Source organism: Paenirhizobium naphthalenivorans (genome assembly GCF_007992095.1).
GTDB lineage: Bacteria > Pseudomonadota > Alphaproteobacteria > Rhizobiales > Rhizobiaceae > Allorhizobium > Allorhizobium naphthalenivorans.
Map to the genome: position 1 here is coordinate 49793 of NZ_BJZP01000009.1, position 21694 is coordinate 71486.

The window sequence follows — 21694 nt, forward strand, 5'->3', positions numbered from 1 at the left end:
TCGATCCCGGGTCGTTGCTGGCGTGCCTGCCAATGATCAGATGCCGAGCACCGGCTGCACGAGCCGCAAAAGAAGGCTACGGAATTTCAATGGAGCATCGGTGACGGCCAGACAGATGCAATCCTCCTCCGATGTCGCTACCGGCTGATGCTGCAGGCTCTCGTCGGCCTCTTCCAGATCGCCGCGCCTGAACAGAGCCTCCCCATCGTGGAAGCTTCCCTTCAGCACCAGCGTCAGTTCGCGTCCGCCATGCGAGTGCTCTGGCACCGGCTTGCCGGCAGGGATCTTGAGGAGCCGCACGCTGGTTTCGCGATCGTCAGTCGGTATGCGAATGTGGTAGGCACCGCGTCCCAGCGCTTTCCATTTCAGACTGGCAAGGTCCCCGCCGAGATAGGATCGCAGCGGTTCCGGAATGGTCACGCCTCCGGCGGCTGCCAGCGGCTTGGCGGCGATCTCCGGCGAAGCCAAGGGCGCCACCGGCGCCCTGGCCTGCCCAAGCCGCGCCTTCATCACTTCCCAGCTGGTGTCGTCGGCCTCCTCGTTGCAGACCATTTCCAGCATTTCGCCGCCGGCATGCTCCATGAAGTCGAGGCGGCGTCGGCAGGATGGGCAGAGCGCCAGATGCGTGGCTATGGCAATGCTCCAGCCTTCGGCGAGTGTACCGGTCGCATAGGCCAGAAGCAGTTCGTCGCTGATGTGGTGCTGAATGGTCATCGGCGGTCCTCCAGCGCGGCGCGGAGTTTGGCGAAGGCGAGCCGGATGCGTGATTTGACTGTTCCCATGGGTAGGCCGAGTTCCGCAGCGATCGTACTGTGTGAAGCCTCGTTGAAGAAGGCGAGCTTCAGCAATTCCAGCTGCTCGCTTGGAAGGGTCTCCAGGGCGCGATGCAGCCGGTCGGCCTGCTGGCGTCCTTCATACTCAATATCTGCCGGTGGCACGTCGTCGGGTACGAAGGCGGGGTCGGTTGGGTCGAAGACAGGCCGCTTCTCCTTGCGATAGGCGTCGATCCGCAGGTTCCGCGCGATGGTGAAGATCCAGCTCGAGACATTGCCGCGCGCCGGGTCGAATTGATGCGCCTTGTTCCACACGGCGAGCATGGTTTCCTGCATCAGTTCGTCTGCGGCCTGACCGTCGCGGGCAAGCTTGGCCATGTAGGCTCTAACGCGCGGCCCATAGTGGCGGAACAGAGCCTCGAAAGCGACGATATCCTTTTTCTGCCCGACAGCTGTCAGCATGTGCGAAAGGCTTTGCTGTGAGATCTCGTCGTCGGTTTCGCGCGCCAAAGCCAATCGTTTCCCATGATTGAGCGGCACGGCTTTCGTCTGCCGCCCCATCTCCCTCATAGCATTCCCGCACGCTTCCGCCGATGTGAAAAATGCTGCTGTCATAATCTCGATTACGGACGCCCCTGCGTGCCGGATCACCATCCCGGGATTTTTCACGCGCCATCGATCCGGTCGCCGACCTGTTGCGTATTGATACGTAACAGGACAGCAAGAAAGGCCATTCGATGGATAACGGTTTCAGCAAGGCGGCGGTTTCGCAAAGGCGCAGGATCGCGGTTGTTGGCTCGGGGATTTCCGGCCTTTCTGCCGCCTGGCTACTCGGGAGAAATGCCGATGTCGTGCTCTTCGAAGGCGAAAGAAGGCCGGGCGGTCATGCCAATACGGTGACTGCAAACGTTCGAGACCGCGAGGTTGTGGTCGATACCGGCTTCATCGTCTATAATGATCGCAACTATCCCAATCTGGTCGCGTTATTCGATAATCTCAAGGTTCCGACGCTCGCCTCGAACATGTCCTTTTCCGCTTCGCTCGACAGCGGGGCGTTCGAATATTCCGGTTCGGGTCTCAAGGGGTTGCTCGGCCAGAAGTCGAACCTGCTGCGTCCGCGCTTCTGGTCGATGGTTTCGGATGTCATGCGTTTCTACAAGGAGGCGCCCGGACTTCTCGACCGTCCCGAGCTGGCGGACGCCAGCCTCGGCGAATACCTGGCGTCGAGCCGCTACAGCGCCTCCTTCATCGAGGACCACCTCCTGCCGATGGGGGCTGCAATCTGGTCTACGACGGCGAGGGAGATGCGGCTTTATCCACTTCACGCCTTCATTCGGTTTTTCGCCAATCACGGCCTCTTGTCGCTCGATAACCGCCCACGCTGGCGCACGGTGGCTGGCGGCAGCCGCGAATACGTGAAGCGGCTGCTTGACGATTTCTCCGGCGAACTGCGCCTGGGACGACCTGTGCGGCGGATCCGGCGAGACGCTTCGGGTATCGAGTTGACGGACGGGCGGGGCCATGTCGACCGGTTCCACGACGTTGTCATCGCGACGCATGCCGACGATGCGCTGGGCCTGCTTGCCGATGCCGATGATCTCGAACGCGAAACGCTCGGCGCCTTCCAGTACACGCCCAATGTCGCCGTGCTGCATTCCGACCCGCGCCTGATGCCCAAGCGCCGACAGGTCTGGTCAAGCTGGAACTATATGGCCGATCAAGGCGAGGATGGCAGCAAGGCCTTGTGCGTCACTTACTGGATGAACCGGCTGCAGTCGCTCGATCCGGAAACCCCGCTGTTTGTCACTCTCAATCCCGGCCGCGAGATAGACCCGAAGCATGTGATCCGGTCATTCGATTACAGGCATCCGCTGTTCGATTTGAAGGCCAATGCCGCGCAGCGGCGTCTTTTGCAGCTTCAGGGCCGCCATCATACCTGGTTCTGTGGTGCCTATTTCGGCAATGGCTTTCACGAGGACGGGCTTCAGGCAGGGCTTGCGGTGGCCGAAGCACTCGGCGGTCTGCACCGCCCTTGGAACATCGAAAACGAATCTGGCCGCATCGATCACTTGCGTCAGCGTGAGGCCGCCGAATGAGTTTCTCTTCCGCCATCTTTACCGGGCATGTGCTGCACATCCGGCACAAACCGATGAGGCATAGGTTCCGTTACCGTGTGTTTTCCTTGCTGCTTGACCTCGACGAATTGCCTGAACTGAACCGCAGTCTCAGACTGTTCGGCCATAATCGCCGCGCGGTCTTTTCCCTGCGCGATAAGGATCATGGAGACGGCAGCGCCGGAGGTCTCAGGGCCTGGTGTGAAGCTCATCTCGAAAGCGCAGGTGTTCTTGAGGCCGAGATGAAGATCCGCATGCTGTGCTATCCGTGTATCTTCGGTTTCGTCTTCAATCCGCTGACCGTCTATTTCTGCCACAAGCCTAACGGCCGGCTCGCCGCCATTCTCTATGAAGTGAGCAACACCTTCAAAGAGCGGCACACCTATGTCATCCCGGTCTACAACGAGGAGAGTGCGGTTAGGCATGCCTGCTCCAAGGAGATGTATGTCTCGCCCTTCATGCCGATGGAATGCACCTATCATTTTCGCATTCAGCCGCCAGGCCCGACGGTCGCCGTCAACATCAGGGAGACGGACGGCGAGGGTGTTCTGCTCTTTGCATCCTTCACCGGCGAACGCCAGGCACTTGGCGACCGTGCGCTGTCGGCCATGCTGCTGTCCTATCCATTGATGACGCTGAAGGTTCTGGCAGGAATTCATTGGGAGGCGCTGCGCTTATGGCTCAAGCGCATACCGTTCCATCGGCACGCACCCGCAGCAGCGCCGTTAGCCAGTACGATTGTTTTGAATGGGGGAATCGACAAGTCATGAGCCGCGCCGAACAGGGAAATCCGACCTTCGCCGGTGCCCGTCCGGTATGGCAAAGGATGCTGTGCCGCTCATCCGACCGGATCATCAGAGGTCGCCTTACGCTGCGCTTTGAAGATGGCTGCGAGCATGTGGCGGTCGGCACTGCGTCCGGGCCGGCAGCTGTTTTGAATGTACGCCGCCCGAGAGCGCTGCTGCGCCTCATCACCGGCGGCACGCTCGGCTTTGCCCGAGCCTATATCGACGGCGACATCGATAGCCCAGACATCGGCGTGGCTCTCGAGCTTGCGGTGGCCAACGAGAAGGCCTTTTCCCGGCTGATGGCGCCGTCCGCCCTGATCGGCGGTATCGCCCGCCTGCGCCATCGCCTGCGCCGCAATTCGGTAAAAGGCAGCCGGCGAAATATCTCGTTCCACTATGACCTTGGCAATACCTTCTACAAGCTCTGGCTCGATCGGACGATGACCTATTCATCCGCCCTGTTCGATGACCATACGCAGAGCCTGACTGAAGCGCAGGAGGCCAAATACACGCGTATCATCCGCGAGCTCGGGATCGGCCCGAATGACCACGTGCTCGAGATTGGCTGCGGCTGGGGCGGTTTTGCAGAGCATGCAATCCGCACGACGGGCTGCCGGGTCACGGGCCTGACGCTTTCCATTGAGCAGGCCCGCTTTGCCCGCGAGCGCCTGGAGCGCGCCGGCCTTGCCGATCACGCCGATATCCGCCTCGAGGACTACCGTCATTGCCAGGGCCAGTTCGACAAGATCGTTTCCATTGAAATGTTCGAGGCGGTCGGCGAAGAGAACTGGCCGGTCTATTTCCAGACGGTGCGCGATCGTCTCAAGCCGGGCGGCAGAGCTGTGGTACAGTCGATCACCATCCACGAGAACCGCTTCGAAAGTTATCGGCGCAATGCCGACTTCATCCAGACCTATATCTTCCCCGGCGGTATGCTGCCTTCGCTCGAAGCCTTCAGCGATGGAGCCCGAAAGGCTGGCCTCGATGTCAGTCACATGCTGGACTTCGGGCGCGACTACGATCGTACCTTGATTGCCTGGGATCAAGCTTTCGTCGCCAATTGGCCAGACATCGAGGCGCTCGGATTTGACCGGCATTTTTATCGGCTCTGGCGTTTTTATCTGCACTATTGCGCAGTCGGTTTCCGCACCGGTCGCATCAATGTCGCCCAATTCCGCCTCGACAAGCCGGTCTGAGTCTTCAGGCTGGCTCCCGCAGCATCCGGCGCGTCAGCCTGAACCGCAGGCCCGCCGGAAGCGTATGCAAGAGTTTCATCGCCAGCGCCATCTGCCAGGGAAAGACGATCTCGAAACGTCCGCGCGCAAGTCCTTGGGCGATTATGTCGGCAGCCACTTCGGCGGAGATCAGGAATGGCATCGGAAAATCGTTCTTGCGCGTCAGTGGCGTGTCGACGAAGCCGGGGTTGACGATCGAGAGCTTGATGCCGTGGCTCAGCAGTTCCGGATAGAGCGCTTCGCACATCACGTTGAGCGCCGCTTTGGTCGCCCCATAGCTTGCCGCACCCGGCAGGCCGATATAGCCGGAGATGGAGGCGACAACGGCGATCTGGCCGCCCTTGCGTGCTATCATGGCCGGCATGACCCGTTCCAGGCACCGGGCGGTGCCGACCAGATTAAGTTCGACCATGGTGTGGAAACGCTCACTGTCGAAATCCACGGCATAGTCGCGGAAATAGGTGCCAGCGGCGAAGACGGCGAGGTCGATGTCCCCGAGACGCCGTTCGATTGCCTCGACCGTTGCGTCGATGGCAGACTTGTCGGTCACGTCGAGAGGGAAAGAGATGACACGTCCACAAGACGCTGCCTCGAGCGCTGCCAGTTCATCGTTGCCGCGGGCGCTGGCCGCCACTGTCCATCCGTCGCGGGCCAGGCGAAGCGCGAGCGCTCGGCCGATCCCGGAGCTCGCGCCGGTGATCCAGGAGATGCGCGGCGGCCGGGCTTCGCTCCTTCGCTCCCCCATGGCGTTCTCGTCCATTGCAAACCTCCTCAACTTTTGCCTCATCTTGTGGATACGACAATCGGTTCCGATCGGTTCAGGTACAGGCGCCTCGGTCACCGCTCGCCGTTCAGGGCGAGGAAGCTCCCGCGCGCGGGCCAGTGGCCGACAGGTACGCATTCCGGCATCGCGGTTTTCCCGCCGTCTGTGTCGGCGACAATGTCGGCCAGGAGGCCGGTACGGGTGAAGGCTATGGCGAGCGCTTCGTCGTCGATTTCGATGGACCTGCGGCGCGAGACGCCTATCTTGGTGAGGTGGACATCAGAAGGCCGGTGCCAGTATCGTCGCCAATGCGATCGGCGGTCTGGGCGGCATTCTGGTTTATGACATCGAGATAACGGACTGAATTCGTGACCCTGACCTGCCCCCGCGCTTTCCTGGCATCGCTTTTCGACGCGGCCGTGCTCGCCGCCGACCCCTACGCGGCGATCAAGGCAAATCTGCCGGAGAAGCCGAAGGGCCGGACCGTCGTCATTGGTGCCGGCAAGGCGGCCAGCCAGATGGCTGCCGCCTTCGAGGCACTATGGGAAGGCCCGCTGGACGGTCTGGTGGTCGCACGCCACGGACCGGTCGAACATTGCGAGCACATCACGGTCATGCAGTCAGCCCATCCGGTGCCGGACGAGGCGGGATTACACGCCTCCGAGGCCTTGTTGAACGCGGTAGAAGGCCTGAGCGAGGACGATCTTGTCGTGGCGCTCATATCCGGCGGCGGCTCCGCATTGCTCCCGGCGCCACCGGCGGGTCTGACGCTGGATGACGAGATTGCTGTCAACAAGGCGCTGCTGGCCTCCGGCGCTCCTATCTCGGCGATGAACACGGTCCGCAAGCATGTCTCGCGCATTAAGGGCGGACGCCTCGCCGCGGCCTGCGCACCAGCCCGCGTCGTTAGCCTGATCGTCTCCGACGTGCCGGGCGACAATCCCGCCTTCGTTGCCTCCGGTCCGACCGTACCGTCGACAACCTCTCCCCACGAGGCGCTTGCTATCATCGCCGAATACGGCATGCGGCTCCCTGCCTCTGTGATGGCCCATTTGAAGACCAAGGCGGCCGAAGCGCCGGACCCGGCGGATCCGGCCTTTGCCCGAAATGAGGTTCACGTCATCGCCTCGGCCCGCGTGTCGCTTGAGGCTGCGGCGAAGAAGGCAAGGCAAATCGGTGTGCCGGCTGTCATCCTCTCCGACGCGATTGAGGGTGAGGCGCGCGACATCGGCCGGATGCATGCGGCTATCGCTCGGGAAGTGCAGGCGCGGGACCGTCCCTTTGCCAAGCCGGTGGTGATCCTCTCAGGCGGCGAAACGACGGTGACGATTTCCAGTGACCATTACGGCAAGGGCGGGCGCAACAGCGAGCTTCTGCTGTCGCTCGCGCTCGATATCGAGGGGACGGCGGGCCTTCATGCGCTCGCTGCCGATACAGATGGCATCGACGGTTCGGAAAACAACGCTGGCGCCTTTGCTGATGGTACGACAGCGGCGCGCATTCGCGCCGCTGGCGGCGATCCCCAGGCCTATCTTGCCGGTCACGACGCTTGGTCTGCCTTTTCGCTTGCCGACGGCCTTTTCGTACCGGGGGCCACCGGCACCAATGTCAACGATTTCCGCGCGATCCTGGTGACCGACGACTAGGCGGTCGGTTGCCAGCCAGCGAGTGTCTTCAACCCCTTGGCAAGCAGCGCTTCGGCAGTCGTCTGGTCGGGCGCCTCGACATAGCAGCGCATTTCCGGCGCATTGCCCGAGGGGCGGAAATGAACGACGCTGTCATCGGCAAGCGTGACCCGCAGTCCGTCGATGTCGCTCACCGATTTGACCTGGCCGAGCGGCGCCACAAAGCTTGAGAGATTGTCGGCTGATGCACGAAGATGCGCCATCAGGGCCGTACTGCGTTCGACGGCAAAGTCCTCCAGACGGTCACTGAGCGCGATCGGCAGACGGTAGGTAGTCGCGAGAGCCGAGAGTGACTGTCCGGCCCTGGCCGCCGTGCCGAGCACCGCAAGCGCCGGCAGAAAGCTGTCGCGTGTTGGCAGCGCCTTCAGCGTCACGGAGCCGATGGTAAAAGGCGATCCCAGCATGAGCCCACCATTTGCCTCGAACCCGATCACGCCCGACTTGCCGGCGGCAAGCGCTTCCTCCATCGCGGCGATGACGAAGGGAGAACCGACGCGGGTACGCACCACCTCGAAACCGCCCGCCGCTTCCAGCCCGGAATTCGAGGTGACCGGTGTCACCGCCACCTTTGCGCCGAGAAAACGGGTAGCGATGAGTCCGAGGAAATCGCCTCGCAGCGGCCGCCCGTGCTCGTCGGCCACCAGCGGCCGGTCACCGTCGCCATCGGTCGAAACGATCGCGTCGAGCGAAAGCGCGTTGCTCCACTCAGCCAGCAGTCGGATCGTTTCGTCGGACACGGCTTCGGTATCGACCGGTATAAACTGCTCGGAACGGCCAAGCGGAAAAACCTGCGCGCCATAATGCTCGAACACCGTCACCATCATGTCGCGCGCTACAGTGCTGTGCTGGTAGATACCAATGCGCAAACCCTTCAGCGTGCTGGCCGGCAGAATCGCCGTGTTCCGGGCGAGGAAGAGCTCAGTCGCCGCCTGTTCTTGGTTCTCGCCGCGCCCGGCTTCGACCTTGTTGGCCACCACATCGCCGGACAGCGTGTCGGCAAGTGCGGTGATCGCCGCCTCATCCGCCTTGGTGATCTCTTCGCCCGCCCGGTAGAACTTGATGCCGTTGCGGTCTGCCGGGATGTGCGAGCCGGTGACCATGATGCCGGCGGCGTTGATCTTGCCGCCATAGAGCGCCAGTGCCGGCGTCGGGATCGGACCGCAGTCGATAGGCGTCAGGCCCGCGCGCTTCAGTGCGGCCATGACGGTTGCGGCGATCTCGGGGCTCGATGGGCGGAAATCTTGAGCGACAACAACCGGGCTGCCGGGCGTGGCTAGGCCCTGATCAAGCAGGAAGCGGGCGAAAGCGGTTGAATAGAGAGCCGAGACGCTGCCGGCCAGTTCCGTGGACAGGCCGCGCAGGCCGCTCGTTCCGAATTTCACTGCCATAGTGCCCGTCTCCTCTTGTCGTCGTGTTTACCGCTGCGGCTGTAGGTAGAGCTATAGCAGGAATGAGGCAATGTTTACGCCCGTAATGGTGGATACGGCGCGACGCTGTCGAAGGTGCGTTTCAGGCTGCGGCGGTCTTCATTGGCCCGGGGTCCATTGCTGCGCGAAGGCCTCGAATTGCTCGCCCCGCATCATGTGGATTTGTTCGGCGCGTGAGTGGCTAAGCCCGACGCGTTCGTAGAAGGACTGGGCGGAGACATTGGCCTGATCGACCGAAAGCCTGAGGTAGCGGGCGCCGCTTGCATATCCCTTGGCGGCGGCTGCCTGCAACAGGCGCTCGCCGATCCGTCGCCCGCGAAACACGTTTTCGACATAGAGGTCCTGCACATAGATGCCGGGCTGTCCGCGCCAGGTGGAGAAGCTCGGAAAGCTGAGGCACATGCCAGCAAACCGCCCGTCTACCTCGGCGATCAGCGCCTCGAACGCAGGCTGCGCGCCGAACCCGTGGTCGAGCAGATCCTGTGGGGTACTTTCGATCTTGTGCTCATCGCCGGTGTGGCGTGCGAGCGCCAGGAGAGCTGCATGCAGCGTTCCGGTGTCCTCGGGACCCGCCTCGCGAATCGTCACTGTCGCATTGTCAGCCATCGAAACTCCCTCAAGATGGGCGGCCGGCCGTAGATGGTTGGGTCGGATCGCGTCAAGGCGTCCGAATATCCGCCATCACAGCGGATTTCCAAATAGAGCGGTCGAATGGTCGCCATAGATTTGCGAAATGAGGACAATCGAGATGCAGGCTATTACGCCAAAACGAAAAGAGCCTGGCGCGGGAGGAGGTGCGCCAGGCTCTTAAACTTGATCGGCAATTGGGAGGAGGAGGAGTATTGCCGATCCTATCGGGCGGCGCTGGGAGGAGGAGTGCGCCGCTTCGATGTTGCTAATCTACTCTATTGCGCGCCGATTGCGAGTCCTGTTGCTGCAATGCAGCAGTGCGTTTTATGCATGGCTAGTCCCGAAAAATAAAAACCGCCGTGCCCAAGCTCCCTCCAATTATGGGGGCAGCAAGGGATGGTGACCCGAAATTGAACATTCCTTGGGCGAACTTGTCGAAAGCCCTTGTTGGCAACGCAAGGAGAGGGACTCCTCGTCAAGAGGCGCCCTCGCGGCGGGCGGGCCGCACCAGCGTGTCTTTTCCATTTGCTTCTATCGTCGAAGCAAGGAAACTGCGGGCATGCGGTCGGTGAAATGACCGTGCGCAACACCAGCCCTGCCGGAGCCCGTCGCATGAAGCCGAATATGCTGCTTGTCACCGCCGATCAATGGCGCGGCGACTGCCTGTCGGCGGCCGGGCATCCGACGGTGAGGACGCCGAACGTCGATGCGCTGGCCGATGAGGGAGTTCTCTTTCGTCGCCACTATGCCGGAACGGCGCCCTGTTCGCCGGCACGTGCGACGCTCTATACCGGGCTTTACCAAGCGAATCACCGCGTCCGCCAGAACGGTTCGCCGCTTGACGCGCGCTTCGACAATATCGCTCTCGTCGCATGTCGCGGCAGCTATGATTCGACCCTGTTTGGTTACACAGACGTCTCGCTCGACCCACGCGCGGTCGACCCGAATGACCCGGTTCTGACCAGTTACGAGGGCGTTCTTCCCGGCTTCACTGTCGGTCAGATATTGCTGGAGCATGAGCGACACTGGCTCGCCTAGCTGCGCTCGAAGGGGCACAAGGACGCCTGGGCCCGTGACGTGCATGCGACAAGCGAGATCGGCGCGGCGCCCGCCTATTCAAAGGATGAGACGCAGACCGCCTTCCTCACGGATGCCTTCCTTGCCTGGCGCGAGATGCAGGATCGGTCTTGGTTCGCCCATGTCTCCTTTCTCCGACCACATCCGCCGTTCTGTGTGCCAGAGCCCTATAATCGCATGTTTGCCGCAGGTAGTGTGGCCCGGCTTACGCGCGCCGTAAGGCGCGAGGCGGAAACGTCTATCCACCCCTTCGCCCATTTCGCGATAGCCGCACAAGTGCAGTCGAGCTTCATTTATGGTGCCCAAGGGGGAATCGATGCGTTGACAGCGGAGGACTTCGTTCGCATCCGCGCCGTCTATTCCGGAATGATCGCCGAAGTCGACGCGCAGTTCGGCCGCATTGTGTCTGTGCTGCGCGACAGTGGCCAATGGCAAAGCACCATTGTCATCTTCACCTCCGATCATGCCGAAATGATGGGCGACCATTGGGCCCTCGGCAAGGGTGGCTATCACAAGGGCAGTTACCATATCCCGCTCGTTATTCGCGATCCGGCCACGGCATCGGTAGCCGGCAGGCAGGTCGAGGTCTTCACCAGCGCCGCCGATATCATGCCGACGCTTTGCGAGCAGCTCGGTCTGCTTGCCCGAAACCATCAGGACGGCCAGCCCCTAATGCCCTTTATCGCCGGAGACGAGCCGCGGCACTGGTGAGATGCGGCCTTCTACGAGTTTGATTTCCGCGATTTGGTCGGCGGTACGCGCGAGATGCACTTCGGACTGCGTTCCGACCAGTGCAATCTGGCGGTTCTGCATGACGAGGCTTTCAAATACGTGCACTTCTGCGGCCTGCCGCCGCTTCCGTTCGACCTGGGCGAGGATCCCATGGAACTGCACAATGTCGCCGAGGATCCGAACTATCTCGCGGTTCGTCTGCGCTATGCGGAGAAACTTCTTGAGCTGCGTGCCTCCCACCTCGATCAGACGCTGGCGTTCAGCGAACTGACGAACGAGGGCCCCGTGAGCCGGCCCCGTACCTTGAGGTCTGGCTATTGAGCCTGTTGGGCATGCATGGCCGAAAGCGGTAGTGCTTTGCCCTACTTTCCGTTATAGCCGCGGCAATGAAGTTGACCGCGATCTGGAGGCAAGAATGGCAGCGACGATCCGCTATCATGAGGGTGACATTTCCACAGCCGATGCGGCGCGCTATACAGGGGCGATTGCCATCGACACTGAAACGTTGGGTCTGATCCCGCGGCGCGACCGCCTCTGCGTGGTTCAGCTCTCGCCCGGCGACGGTACGGCCGATGTCATTCGTATTGCGGCTGGTCAGAAAGAGGCGCCGAACCTTGTCGCCATGCTTGCCGACCAGAGCCGCGAGAAGATTTTCCACTACGGTCGCTTCGACATCGCTGTCCTCTTCCACACCTTCGGCGTCACCACCACGCCGGTTTTCTGTACCAAGATCGCCTCGCGCCTCAGCCGAACCTATACCGATCGCCACGGGCTCAAGGACAACCTCAAGGAAATGCTCGAGGTCGACATTTCCAAGGCTCAACAGTCGTCCGACTGGGCGGCTGAAATACTCTCCCCGGCACAGCTTGAATACGCCGCCTCGGATGTGCTCTACCTGCATGCCCTGCGCGACAAGTTGACTGCTCGCCTTGTTCGCGATGGGCGGATCCAGCATGCCAAAGCCTGCTTCGAATTCCTGCCGACCCGCGCGAAGCTCGACCTGCTGGGTTGGGACGAGACCGACATCTTCGCCCATAGCTGATCGCCATGTGGTCAGGCCATCGCCAGAGTCAGGCGGCGCCCGCCCTTGTTCGCTTTCGCTTCGATCTGGACCAGCACCGCACCCGGAATCCGGTGATGCTATATGGCGCCCGCCTGGGTGTGGGGTCGCTGGGTCTTGTGCTGGACGGTGAGAGGGCAGAGGTGCCGCGAAGGCCCATTCGATGCGCTCGCGCAGATTTTGTTAACGTCTCCGGGGCATTCTATCGGTCAACCGAATTGAAGACCGAAGACATGAGTGCGGCCATCATGGAAGCATCGACAAAACCTGTAGAGGGTGCGACCCGCACTGCTCTTGCTCCAGCCGACCCCCGGAGTGTTATCGAAGACTCCGCGGCCGGCGACATCTTCAGTCAATGGCTCGGACAGGACGCAACTTCGACACTGCAACTCGCCGGCGATATCCGATGGGACGAGGCGGACGACCAGGACTTTTCCGGCGAGCCGGAGAAGCGCTACGTTCCCGCCACCTGGCTCGATGCGCTCGGCCATGACCACGCTGAGCAGCCTGCCGACAGTTCAAGCGAGATTTCCGCCGTCAACTCCGACGATAACGGGCTCTATCGCATGTTCAGGAACGTTTCTCCCTGACGTTTACCGTTGCATGGCCGCGTCGGCTTGGCGTCTGATTTCCTCGAAGCTCCAGTCCTTTATCAAGCGACCATCCTGCCAGACGCACCGCAGCAGATTCTCGCGGCGTCCAATGTCTCCGAGGCGTATGGTGAGGATATCGTTCCCATCGCGGACCACTGCCCGCCTGCCGACATCCAGCGTGCGTTCGTTCGGATTGGCCGGTCGCCGGCCGATATCCTGCCAGGTTCCGTCATCGTTCTGCATTGCGCTTGAAAGCATGGTAAAGGACAGGGTATCGCGACTGAGCTTCTGCAGCAGCGTTGAGCCGACGCCGAAAGAGATGTTCTCGGCGGCAAATCCCATGCCCTCGAGCCTGCCGAGGATCATCTGGATATCCTGCAGCGTCACGCCGTCCGACTGGATGACGCGCACATGCTCATCAAGCACCTTGAAGCCTCGAGCGTTGAGGCGGGTGCCGTAGGCATAGGCGAGTTGAGCGATGACCTGGACCGGGGTGTCGATCGGATCGCCGCTGTCGGGGCGGACAATCAGTGTGGCGCCGGCGGCGCGCACCCGGGTTTGCAGTGTCTTGCCCCAGACTTCGGCGACGGCATTGTGCAGGTCATAGCTATCTGACACCACCGAGTAGGCCCCGAAGCGCCCGAAACGGTCGATCATATTGGCAAAGGCCTCGCTCTCGCGAGCCTGACCCCAGGCGGTCATTGTTGTGTGCTCCGAAGCCGGCACCGTGTGGCCTGCCATCAACGCCCCGTAGGAGCGGCGCGCCTGGAGGATGGCCGGTAGCGAGTCGGACAGGTGGAAGTGCACGAGATGGGCTACGCCGCCGATTGCAGTCTGTTCGAGGCTCGTCGTGCTGCGGGCGCCGAAATCGCTGACCATGCGCGGCATCAGTTCATCGACCCGATCGGATGTGCGTTCGAGGAAGGGTTGGATCGTCTGGCGCAGACGCCATGCAAGCGTTGCCACCGTTGAAGGATACCAGATTGCCCGAAGCAGTGCGGTCTCCATGTAGGAAGTGAGCCATGCCAGTTGCGGATCGGTATTGACGACCTGCACCACAGGCACGCCCCGGCGCACGGCGATACCCTCCGGCAAGGCTTCGATCCTCAGCGGCAGATGTCCACCGTGGGCATTGAGAACATGGAGCCAGCCTGCCCGATCGAAGGGCTGGCCGTGCAATGTCGCGATCTCTTCGGCCTCGTCGATGTCGACCATCGTGATCGGCTGGGTCAGGTATTCCTTGAGGAACATCTGCAAACCGAAAAACATGACCTCCGGCTTGTAGGAATAGCCGCGGGTGGTCGCGTAGCTGGAGATCGCCCGCACGCCTTCCGGATATTGCATATAATGCCCGAGCTTGTAGCTGTCGGTGTTCAGAATGGGATTCTGGTGGTTCATCGTGCAGCGTCCAGGGATTCGTTGGCAGGGCGAAAGACCCGCCCTAGCGGGAATCGTTTCGGCAATAAGGAGTACGGGAGGCTGCTCCGGGCGGCAAGCTGCGTCACGGCAAATTTGGTTAACATCTTGTTAAGTCTTGTCCCGCACACTATCGAATCATCGATAGAGCAGATGCCTTCTTGAGGGCGCCGTCGGCTTCGACGGAAAATCCGGCCGCATGAGCGGTGCGTTATTGCCAGTGATTCTTCAGCAATTTTCAGGATAGGGAGCTGCCATGCTGCCTCCGGTCAACACCGCCGCCAATTCGTCCGCCAGCTTTCAGGATCCACGCGCCGCGCAGGAGGGCGCAGTGATGGCGAATGCCCGCCCGCAGGGCCTGGTTCCGCAGGCCGCGAACGGATTGGAACAGAACGCCGCGATCGCCGGCCGCCTCGGCATTCTTCTCTTGTCGGGCCAGGAGCGGATGTCCGACAATTTGGCAATTCTGGTTAATCTCTTGGGAAGCCGGCTTGGCATGGAGCGGGCCGAGGGGGAAAGCCTCAGCGGCTACGCCGGTCGTCTTGTTCAAGCAATCGGCGATCTGTCGCCCCAGACGCGGCAATCGGTGCAGCGTCAGTTGGCGCAGATGTTTGGTGGACTGCAATTGCACACCCTCATCGAGGCCTTCCGCAATCCGGCTGGACCGGAAGCTGCGACCCTTGCGATTTATCTCGAGCTGTATCGCGCCAAGGACAAGGATCTCGTTGCCAGGAGTGTGGTGACATCCTATCGCCAGAACGCGGGCGATCTGCGCCCCGCCTCTGTGCTGTCGAGTGCCTCGCCGGCAATGGCCGGCAATGGGTTGGGCACATCTGCGGCTCGGTCGCCTGGGCCGGCTCCTCGCGCCGAACTGGCGGCTCCAGAAACGCAAGGGGCGCTTGCCGCCGAGGCCGATCTCCGGGGTGATCTACCTGATGACCCATTTGCCTCGGTGGCTAAGGGTAGGCTGCTCAGCTCCCAGGATGAGCGGTCGCGCAAGATATTGAAGATCGCGGCGGCGCGCGCCCTCCAGACGACAATGTCGTTCAGCGCCGCGCATCCTGTGCAGGGCGAAGCCATACAGGATGCGCGCGCTGGAAGCTTTGTGGCAAGGGAGGGTTTCGAGCCCTCTCAGGAGCGCCTCTCGAAGCAGGATGCCGCACCGCCGTCCCAGGCGCCGACGGCGGGGAAGAGCGAAGCACCTGCGACTCGTGTGCCCGCGCCGCCAAGCCTCCCGGCAAAAGTTTCGGTCGAAGCGGCGGCCATCGAGGCGGATACCGGCGACGAGTTCCAGATTCCGTCAGTCCCCAGTTTGGTGAAGGTGCAGAACGAGGTAGCGCCACAGGCTGCAAGAACGACACAGACGCTCTTTGTGCTGAAAGGCTGGAAAGAGGAGGTTGCGACTGACTCCGGGAACCCGCCTCCCGCTTCCGCGACGCTCGAAGATCTCTTTCCCGGTCCGGAACGCCTGCTGCGTCCTTCCGGTCTCGGCCCTGTCGAGGATGAAAAAGGTTCCGGACCTCCTGCCGCGGCGGCTGATAAGCAACAGGCGCTTGCGGAGCGCGCGCCGTCCTCTGCCGAACACGAGAATGCGGTATTCGACGAGGCGGAAAGTTCCACGCTGCAAGCCGAAGGCGCCAATGACACCAGGGCCGAAAAGGCTAACCGTCTCGAGGACATTCCCAATTTGGAAAACACGCTCCAGCGGCAGATGCCCGTGAGCCGCGACGGTGTTCCGCTGCCGCTGGTCAATTACCTCTTCGCTGCAGATGAGGTCGTTGAGGAACAGGAGCTGAAGCACCGGTTCAACGAGGAGCAGGATGGCGACGGAAACAGCGAGCGTCAGTCCGGTGAAAACGCTGACGACCAGGGTGAGCGCGAGACGCCAGAGCCGGAGGAAACCGAGGCGCTATTGGGGCACGACGAAGACGACATAACGCCGGGCGAAGCGCGTGGCGAGGGCGAAACCCCAAATGACCTCTATTGGCGAATGGCCGGCTGGGCATGAACGGCCAATGATGTTCTGGGTCGCTTGCAGTGTCCCATCTGACAAAATGAAAGAGCCCGCCGGTCGATGACCGGCGGGCTCTCTTGTTTCAGTTGGATGAGGGCTTATTCGCCGCCGCGGTTCTTCAAAGCCGCGCCGAGAATGTCGCCGAGCGAAGCGCCCGAGTCGGACGAACCGAACTGTGCGACGGCTTCCTTCTCTTCAGCGATCTCGAGAGCCTTGATCGACAGCATGACCTTGCGATCCTTCTTGGAGAAGTTGGTGATGCGGGCATCAACAACCTGACCGACTGAGAAACGCTCCGGACGCTGTTCATCACGGTCACGCGACAGGTCGGCGCGACGGATGAAGGACGTGATGTCCTCATGATTGACCAGCTTCACTTCGATGCCGCCATCATTGATACCGATGACTTCGCAAGAAACGACAGCGTTCTTGCGCAGGTCACCCGAAGCGGCTGCATCGCCAACGGCATCCTTGCCGAGCTGCTTGATGCCGAGCGAGATGCGTTCCTTGTCGACGTCCACATCGAGAACGACGGCCTTGACCATGTCGCCCTTGTTGTATTCCTCGATGACCTGTTCGCCCGGACGGTTCCAGTCGAGATCCGACAGGTGAACCATGCCGTCGACGTCGCCTTCGAGGCCGATGAACAGGCCGAATTCGGTCTTGTTCTTGACTTCGCCTTCGACTTCAGTGCCAGCCGGATGGCTAAAGGCAAATGCCTGCCACGGGTTCTCGAGGGTCTGCTTGAGACCGAGCGAGATACGGCGCTTGGACGGATCGACTTCGAGAACGACCACGTCAACATCCTGCGTCGTGGACAGGATCTTACCGGGATGAACGTTCTTCTTGGTCCAGGACATTTCCGAGATGTGGATGAGGCCTTCGATGCCCGGCTCCAGCTCAACAAATGCACCGTAGTCGGTGATGTTCGTGACCGTACCGGAGATCTTCTTGCCAACCGGGTACTTGGCGGCAATGCCATCCCACGGATCCGACTCGAGCTGCTTCATGCCGAGCGAGATGCGATGGGTTTCCTGGTTGATGCGGATGATCTGAACCTTGACAGACTGACCGATGGACAGGATTTCCGAAGGATGGTTGACGCGACGCCATGCCATGTCGGTGACATGCAGCAGGCCGTCGATGCCGCCGAGGTCAACGAATGCACCGTAATCGGTGATGTTCTTGACGACGCCGTCGACAACCTGGCCTTCTTCGAGGTTCTGAACGATTTCAGAACGCTGCTCGGCGCGGGACTCTTCGAGAACCGTACGGCGCGATACCACGATGTTGCCGCGACGCTTGTCCATCTTGAGGATTTCGAAGGGCTGCGGGTTGTGCATCAGCGGGGTGACGTCGCGGATCGGACGGATGTCGACCTGCGAACGCGGCAGGAAGGCAACAGCGCCGTCGAGATCGACGGTGAAGCCACCCTTGACCTGGTTGAAGATGACGCCTTCGACGCGTTCTCCGGCTTCGAACTTGGCTTCGAGCTTGATCCAGCTTTCTTCGCGGCGAGCCTTTTCGCGCGACAGAACAGCTTCGCCCAGCGCGTTTTCGATGCGCTCGACATAGACTTCAACTTCGTCGCCAACTTTCAGCTGGCCGTCCTTGGCGCGGGCGCCGAATTCCTTAAGCGCGATGCGGCCTTCGACCTTGAGGCCGACGTCGACGATGGCGACATCCTTCTCGATGGCCGTGATGATGCCCTTGGTTACATAGCCTTCTGCCAGATCGGTCTTGGCAAAGGACTCTTCGAGCATTGCTGCGAAATCATCGCGCGAGGGAGTAGAAACAGACATGAAATCTCCTAAACGCATCCATCAGGACGCGGTATGCGCCGGGGGGGTTCGAGTTGTACAAGGCCGGAAGATCGTCCGCCCTCAAGGGGCTGTCCGGCGCGGGGACGATCATATCGGCTGGTTTGATCAAGGAAGCCGGAAGACCGGTTTCCGCAGTTCAATCTTTCTTCAGGGCAACATCGATCAGGTCGCAGGCCGCCCGGAATGCCGCGTCTATACTCATTTCCGACGTGTCTAGCAAGTGCGCATCGTCCGCAGGTTTCAAAGGGCTGTCAGCGCGACCCATGTCACGTTCGTCGCGCTTCTTCACGTCGGAGAATACCTCGTCGAACACCGCGGCTCCGCCGCCGCCGACAATTTCGTCGTAACGGCGCCGAGCGCGCACTTCCGGTGAGGCGGTGACGTAGAGCTTGATAGTTGCATCCGGGCAGACGACCGTGCCGATGTCGCGTCCGTCGAGGACCGTGCCGGGCTTCTTGGTGGCGAACTTGCGCTGGGCTGCGACTAGCGCTCGCCGTACGGCCGGCATGACGGCGATTTTCGAGGCGGCCTCGCCGATGTGGTGCTGCGCAAGAACCGAGCGATCGAGGCCGGCAAGCTCCATCTCGATCGCCATTTTCTCGGCCACGGTCTCGTCGTCGAGTGGCAGGCCAGCATCAAGCAATGCCTTGGCCACCGCTCGATAGGTTAGCCCCGTATCGAGATGGTGGAAGCCATAATGCTCTGCGATCAGCCGGGAAAGCGTCCCCTTGCCTGCGGCGGCCGGTCCGTCGATGGCGATGATGAACGGTGAAGTCATGCGGCTCTGCTTTCCTACATTTCGTTTCGGGCGCCCGGTCCTGCCGTGAGGCTGGTGAGGTCCGGGAAACTGATGGCGATCACGGCTGCCTAGCCAGCCGTTCCGGGGCACTGAATGTAAGCCCCATGATCGGCGCGCTTATGCGATACGCTTGTCGAGATGCGTGTCACAGCCTCGTCGCGCCATAGCGGGGTTCGACAGGGCTCCGTGCGCCATGCAGGTTATCCTCCCCTAGTCAGCTTTTCCCGGCGCGCCACGGGACGAGCGGCGGGCTAGGCCGCCACGCCATCGGCGCGATTTTCGGGCTCGTTAACACAAAGCGGAGATACGGTCATCCCTGGTCGGCCAAAAACCCGGCGTTGGCTGCGAAGTTTGCCTTTGACAGAAGAGATTGCAACGACTATGGGGACCCGCTATCAGTTTGACCGGGTAGAGACCGGATCGACCGCACGCGCCGGTATATTCTTCAGGACTTCAAGAGGCTTTGACAGTGGCGAAAGCAGAACTTGGCACCAAACGCACCTGCCCTGATACGGGGAAGAAATTCTACGATCTGGGCAAGGATCCGATCGTATCGCCTTACACCGGCAAATCCTGGCCGCTGTCCTATTTCGAAGAGACCTCGGTCGCTTCGATCATGGAAAAGGCTGAAGAGGAAGAAGTAGCCGAAGTCGATTCCGAGAACAACGAGGTCGAGTTGGTCTCGCTCGAGGACGCGGATGACAACGGCGGCAACGACGATATTCCGGACATCGGCGACGACGATGTCGAGATCGATGACGACGACGATGACACCTTCCTCGAAGCTGACGAGGATGATGATGACGACGACATGACCGGCATCATTGGTGTCACCGGCGACGACGACGAAGTTTGATCCAACCCTGTCAGGCTCGGAAAGTGAAAAAAACTCCGAGCCTGCATTTTTCGGCTTGCCATCTCCGTAACCCGGAAGTAATAAGCCGCCACCCCAACGGAAGCAGCGCTTCGGTCGGGTTCCCGGAACCGGCATCGCCGGACCCTTGATGGGGCTATAGCTCAGCTGGGAGAGCGCTTGCATGGCATGCAAGAGGTCAGCGGTTCGATCCCGCTTAGCTCCACCAAATTTCCCAGACATTGATTTTGGTATTCTTTTTTGTGTGTCTCGCACGGCATCGCTTTGACGTTTGACTGCTTTGCAACGGCGTGTTCGGCTAAAACAAGTCGGGCTTCTGATCGTCTCGACGTTTGGTGGCGCCCGAAATTCACTCTAGGAAATCCGCAATATGGATTTATTCGCGCGGTTGAAGACGGCGCCAATCGGCATTGCTATCGGGATCATCCTGATCGTGGGGGCGATTGTCGCGCTGGTGTGGAACGAGGGCGATCAAGGCCTATTGGACGCTGACGGAAGGCGCGGGCCTGGTCGTTTCCATCCTCGGCGTTCTTGCCGATGTGGTGCCTCTGGCCGGATCGTTGGTGCGCTTTGGCACGGGATTGACCGCCCTGATTCTCACGGTGGCCGTCGGGGCGCTGGGGATCGCTGTCGGCTGGTTCCGCCGTCGATCAGCGGTTCGCGTTGCGCCGTCGCCCTGATCTTGCGAGCGCGTGCCTCGTAGCTTCTTAGTCGAAGTGGCGAAGTGGGCCCGTCAATAGAATAGCTCTCCGCGGTCCAGACTTGTCGTCTGGTCGATCTGGAACCAGTCGGTAATGCGCTCGATGTCGAGTTCGGTCTCTCCGTTGCGGAGTTGAAGGCGCAGTTTGCCGCCAGAGCGGCCGAGCGGAACGCCGATATAGATGCGGCTGTTACCCGCTTCGTCCAGAGTATCGATCGCGAAGCGCATAGGGCCCCCAGATATAAGCGCGGAAAGTCTTTGTTTTCGAGTGCTGGAGGCTTAAGGGACCTGCCTTGAGCGAAGCTGTTGCAGGCGAGAGCCCTATGTCGTCGCGAGAGGGCGTAGGCCCGTTCCGGCGTCGCCGCGAGGGCGCCAAGAAGGAGAAAAAAGCATGTTCCTGATCTCCAAGCTGTTCTGGGTGGTTGCCCAGCCGTTGTCGCTGGCCTTCCTGGCGGTCCTCTTTGCCCTCGTCGCGCTTGGTGCCGGTCTGCGCCGGTCAGGTGTCGCGCTTGGGGCCATCGCTTGCGCCATCCTGTTCGTGACGCTCTATACAACAACCGGCTCCTACGTGTTGCAGGGGCTCGAAGCACGCTTCCCCAGACCGGCCGACGATCCGCAGTCGCTTTCCTGCATGATTGTGCTCGGTGGCTCTTTCGAGACGGAGGTGACGACGACGCGTGGCGGGATCGAGATGAACCAGGCCGCCGACCGTTTTGTCGAGGCGCTGCGGCTTGCCCGCCGGTTTCCGCAATCGGTCATTCTGGTTTCAGGTGGCGATGGCTCCCTGAGTGGCCGCTATGAGGGTGATGCTGTTGCGTCCGACCGGTTCTTCACGGTCTTCGGGATTTCGTCCGACCGATTGCTGCGCGAGACGCGGTCGCGCACGACTGCCGAGAATGTCGACAACAGCCGGTCGCTGCTGTTGCAGAATGGGTTGCAGAACTGCCTTCTGATCACATCGGCCTTCCACATGCCCCGTGCCGTCGGGCTGTTTCGCTCCGCAGGTCTTGCGATCGTTCCTTGGCCGACGGATTATCGCACCAGTGGGAAGGTGAGGCTTGCCCTGGATTTCACCCAGCCGACGTTGAACGCTCAGCAGATGGCGACAGCTGTGCGCGAGTGGACAGGCCTTGCTGCCTATTACCTGATGGGCCGAATCGGGGCCTTGTATCCGGCGCCCTGAGTGCGAGC

19 protein-coding genes, 1 tRNA gene and 1 pseudogene are annotated in these 21694 nt (G+C 61.2%); 12 read left to right on the forward strand and 9 right to left on the reverse strand.

Annotated elements, in window-relative coordinates:
- Positions 1-36: 36 nt before the first annotated feature.
- Positions 37-714, reverse strand: coding sequence for a ChrR family anti-sigma-E factor (locus tag RNA01_RS11090; RefSeq protein ID WP_147180272.1), 678 nt, complete (start codon positions 712-714; stop codon positions 37-39).
- A complete protein-coding gene (locus RNA01_RS11095; protein ID WP_371864062.1) occupies positions 711-1235 on the reverse strand; it encodes a sigma-70 family RNA polymerase sigma factor in 525 nt (174 codons plus the stop codon). The genes RNA01_RS11090 and RNA01_RS11095 overlap by 4 nt, the downstream gene beginning before the upstream one ends.
- 275 nt (positions 1236-1510) lie before the next feature.
- Between RNA01_RS11095 and RNA01_RS11100 the strand changes: the two genes are divergently transcribed.
- From RNA01_RS11100 to RNA01_RS11110, 3 genes are read left to right on the forward strand one after another with little or no spacing between them, the layout of a single operon-like run.
- The gene (locus RNA01_RS11100; RefSeq protein ID WP_147180273.1) at positions 1511-2869 is read left to right on the forward strand and encodes an NAD(P)/FAD-dependent oxidoreductase; all 1359 of its coding nucleotides are present in this window, start codon (positions 1511-1513) and stop codon (positions 2867-2869) included.
- Complete coding sequence (locus tag RNA01_RS11105; protein WP_147180274.1) at positions 2866-3657, forward strand: DUF1365 domain-containing protein; 792 nt, start codon at positions 2866-2868, stop codon at positions 3655-3657. Before RNA01_RS11100 ends, RNA01_RS11105 begins: the two co-directional genes overlap by 4 nt.
- The gene (locus tag RNA01_RS11110) at positions 3654-4871 is read left to right on the forward strand and encodes an SAM-dependent methyltransferase (RefSeq protein WP_147180275.1); all 1218 of its coding nucleotides are present in this window, start codon (positions 3654-3656) and stop codon (positions 4869-4871) included. Before RNA01_RS11105 ends, RNA01_RS11110 begins: the two co-directional genes overlap by 4 nt.
- Positions 4872-4875: 4 nt before the next feature.
- Here the strand turns inward: RNA01_RS11110 and RNA01_RS11115 are convergent, their stop codons facing one another.
- Positions 4876-5670: an SDR family NAD(P)-dependent oxidoreductase gene (locus RNA01_RS11115; RefSeq protein WP_235916582.1), complete on the reverse strand. Its 795-nt coding sequence runs from the start codon at positions 5668-5670 to the stop codon at positions 4876-4878.
- Positions 5671-6041: 371 nt separating this feature from the next.
- Between RNA01_RS11115 and RNA01_RS11120 the strand changes: the two genes are divergently transcribed.
- Positions 6042-7319, forward strand: a complete 1278-nt coding sequence (locus RNA01_RS11120; protein WP_147180276.1) for a glycerate kinase type-2 family protein — start codon at positions 6042-6044, stop codon at positions 7317-7319.
- Here the strand turns inward: RNA01_RS11120 and RNA01_RS11125 are convergent.
- Together RNA01_RS11125 and RNA01_RS11130 are read right to left on the reverse strand one after the other, a co-directional pair.
- A complete protein-coding gene (locus tag RNA01_RS11125; protein WP_147180277.1) occupies positions 7316-8746 on the reverse strand; it encodes a phosphomannomutase in 1431 nt (476 codons plus the stop codon). The two genes, RNA01_RS11120 and RNA01_RS11125, sit on opposite strands and share 4 nt — an antisense overlap.
- Positions 8747-8884: 138 nt before the next feature.
- Positions 8885-9391, reverse strand: coding sequence for a GNAT family N-acetyltransferase (locus RNA01_RS11130; RefSeq protein ID WP_147180278.1), 507 nt, complete (start codon positions 9389-9391; stop codon positions 8885-8887).
- Between the two features lie 597 nt (positions 9392-9988).
- Here RNA01_RS11130 and RNA01_RS11140 point away from each other — a divergent pair.
- The 3 genes and pseudogenes from RNA01_RS11140 (at position 9989) to RNA01_RS11150 (ending at position 12874) form a co-directional block, all read left to right on the forward strand.
- Positions 9989-11545: pseudogene (locus tag RNA01_RS11140) on the forward strand (sulfatase-like hydrolase/transferase).
- Between the two features lie 94 nt (positions 11546-11639).
- The gene (locus tag RNA01_RS11145; protein ID WP_147180280.1) at positions 11640-12266 is read left to right on the forward strand and encodes a ribonuclease D; all 627 of its coding nucleotides are present in this window, start codon (positions 11640-11642) and stop codon (positions 12264-12266) included.
- 251 nt (positions 12267-12517) lie between these two features.
- Positions 12518-12874 carry a hypothetical protein gene (locus RNA01_RS11150; protein ID WP_147180281.1) on the forward strand — a complete coding sequence of 119 codons (357 nt, stop codon included), beginning with the start codon at positions 12518-12520 and terminating at the stop codon, positions 12872-12874.
- Positions 12875-12877: 3 nt separating this feature from the next.
- Here the strand turns inward: RNA01_RS11150 and RNA01_RS11155 are convergent, their stop codons facing one another.
- Entirely contained in the window at positions 12878-14275 is a 1398-nt protein-coding gene (locus RNA01_RS11155) for a nicotinate phosphoribosyltransferase (RefSeq protein ID WP_147180282.1), read from the reverse strand.
- A gap of 274 nt (positions 14276-14549) precedes the next feature.
- On the opposite strand from RNA01_RS11155, the gene RNA01_RS11160 reads away from it, so the two are divergent.
- Positions 14550-16301, forward strand: a complete 1752-nt coding sequence (locus tag RNA01_RS11160; RefSeq protein WP_147180283.1) for a hypothetical protein — start codon at positions 14550-14552, stop codon at positions 16299-16301.
- 104 nt (positions 16302-16405) lie between these two features.
- Here the strand turns inward: RNA01_RS11160 and rpsA are convergent, their stop codons facing one another.
- Together rpsA and cmk are read right to left on the reverse strand one after the other, a co-directional pair.
- Positions 16406-18109: a 30S ribosomal protein S1 gene (gene rpsA, locus RNA01_RS11165; RefSeq protein ID WP_147180284.1), complete on the reverse strand. Its 1704-nt coding sequence runs from the start codon at positions 18107-18109 to the stop codon at positions 16406-16408.
- 157 nt (positions 18110-18266) lie between these two features.
- Complete coding sequence (gene cmk / locus RNA01_RS11170) at positions 18267-18908, reverse strand: (d)CMP kinase (RefSeq protein ID WP_147180285.1); 642 nt, start codon at positions 18906-18908, stop codon at positions 18267-18269.
- 490 nt (positions 18909-19398) lie between these two features.
- Here cmk and RNA01_RS11175 point away from each other — a divergent pair, with 490 nt between their 5' ends.
- From RNA01_RS11175 to RNA01_RS11185, 3 genes are all read left to right on the forward strand, one after another.
- Positions 19399-19785: a TIGR02300 family protein gene (locus tag RNA01_RS11175; RefSeq protein ID WP_147180286.1), complete on the forward strand. Its 387-nt coding sequence runs from the start codon at positions 19399-19401 to the stop codon at positions 19783-19785.
- 150 nt (positions 19786-19935) lie between these two features.
- Positions 19936-20011: transfer RNA gene (locus RNA01_RS11180), tRNA-Ala, on the forward strand.
- A gap of 235 nt (positions 20012-20246) precedes the next feature.
- The gene (locus RNA01_RS11185; protein ID WP_147180287.1) at positions 20247-20483 is read left to right on the forward strand and encodes a TMEM43 family protein; all 237 of its coding nucleotides are present in this window, start codon (positions 20247-20249) and stop codon (positions 20481-20483) included.
- 53 nt (positions 20484-20536) lie between these two features.
- Here RNA01_RS11185 and RNA01_RS11190 read toward each other — a convergent pair whose 3' ends face one another.
- The gene (locus tag RNA01_RS11190) at positions 20537-20731 is read right to left on the reverse strand and encodes a hypothetical protein (RefSeq protein ID WP_147180288.1); all 195 of its coding nucleotides are present in this window, start codon (positions 20729-20731) and stop codon (positions 20537-20539) included.
- A 163-nt stretch (positions 20732-20894) separates the two neighbouring features.
- Here RNA01_RS11190 and RNA01_RS11195 point away from each other — a divergent pair, with 163 nt between their 5' ends.
- Positions 20895-21686 (forward strand): YdcF family protein, encoded by a 792-nt coding sequence (locus tag RNA01_RS11195; RefSeq protein ID WP_147180289.1) that lies wholly within the window; start codon positions 20895-20897, stop codon positions 21684-21686.
- Positions 21687-21694 lie beyond the last annotated feature (8 nt).

Excerpts from the sequence above, each read along its gene's own strand:
- RNA01_RS11090 (WP_147180272.1), bottom strand. The coding sequence starts at position 714 with ATGACCATTCAGCACCACATCAGCGACGAACTGCTTCTGGCCTATGCG.
- RNA01_RS11095 (WP_371864062.1), bottom strand. The coding sequence starts at position 1,235 with ATGCTGACAGCTGTCGGGCAGAAAAAGGATATCGTCGCTTTCGAGGCT.
- RNA01_RS11100 (WP_147180273.1), top strand. The coding sequence starts at position 1,511 with ATGGATAACGGTTTCAGCAAGGCGGCGGTTTCGCAAAGGCGCAGGATC.
- RNA01_RS11105 (WP_147180274.1), top strand. The coding sequence starts at position 2,866 with ATGAGTTTCTCTTCCGCCATCTTTACCGGGCATGTGCTGCACATCCGG.
- RNA01_RS11110 (WP_147180275.1), top strand. The coding sequence starts at position 3,654 with ATGAGCCGCGCCGAACAGGGAAATCCGACCTTCGCCGGTGCCCGTCCG.
- RNA01_RS11115 (WP_235916582.1), bottom strand. The coding sequence starts at position 5,670 with ATGGACGAGAACGCCATGGGGGAGCGAAGGAGCGAAGCCCGGCCGCCG.
- RNA01_RS11125 (WP_147180277.1), bottom strand. The coding sequence starts at position 8,746 with ATGGCAGTGAAATTCGGAACGAGCGGCCTGCGCGGCCTGTCCACGGAA.
- RNA01_RS11130 (WP_147180278.1), bottom strand. The coding sequence starts at position 9,391 with ATGGCTGACAATGCGACAGTGACGATTCGCGAGGCGGGTCCCGAGGAC.
- RNA01_RS11145 (WP_147180280.1), top strand. The coding sequence starts at position 11,640 with ATGGCAGCGACGATCCGCTATCATGAGGGTGACATTTCCACAGCCGAT.
- RNA01_RS11150 (WP_147180281.1), top strand. The coding sequence starts at position 12,518 with ATGAGTGCGGCCATCATGGAAGCATCGACAAAACCTGTAGAGGGTGCG.
- RNA01_RS11155 (WP_147180282.1), bottom strand. The coding sequence starts at position 14,275 with ATGAACCACCAGAATCCCATTCTGAACACCGACAGCTACAAGCTCGGG.
- RNA01_RS11160 (WP_147180283.1), top strand. The coding sequence starts at position 14,550 with ATGCTGCCTCCGGTCAACACCGCCGCCAATTCGTCCGCCAGCTTTCAG.
- rpsA (WP_147180284.1), bottom strand. The coding sequence starts at position 18,109 with ATGTCTGTTTCTACTCCCTCGCGCGATGATTTCGCAGCAATGCTCGAA.
- cmk (WP_147180285.1), bottom strand. The coding sequence starts at position 18,908 with ATGACTTCACCGTTCATCATCGCCATCGACGGACCGGCCGCCGCAGGC.
- RNA01_RS11190 (WP_147180288.1), bottom strand. The coding sequence starts at position 20,731 with ATGCGCTTCGCGATCGATACTCTGGACGAAGCGGGTAACAGCCGCATC.
- RNA01_RS11195 (WP_147180289.1), top strand. The coding sequence starts at position 20,895 with ATGTTCCTGATCTCCAAGCTGTTCTGGGTGGTTGCCCAGCCGTTGTCG.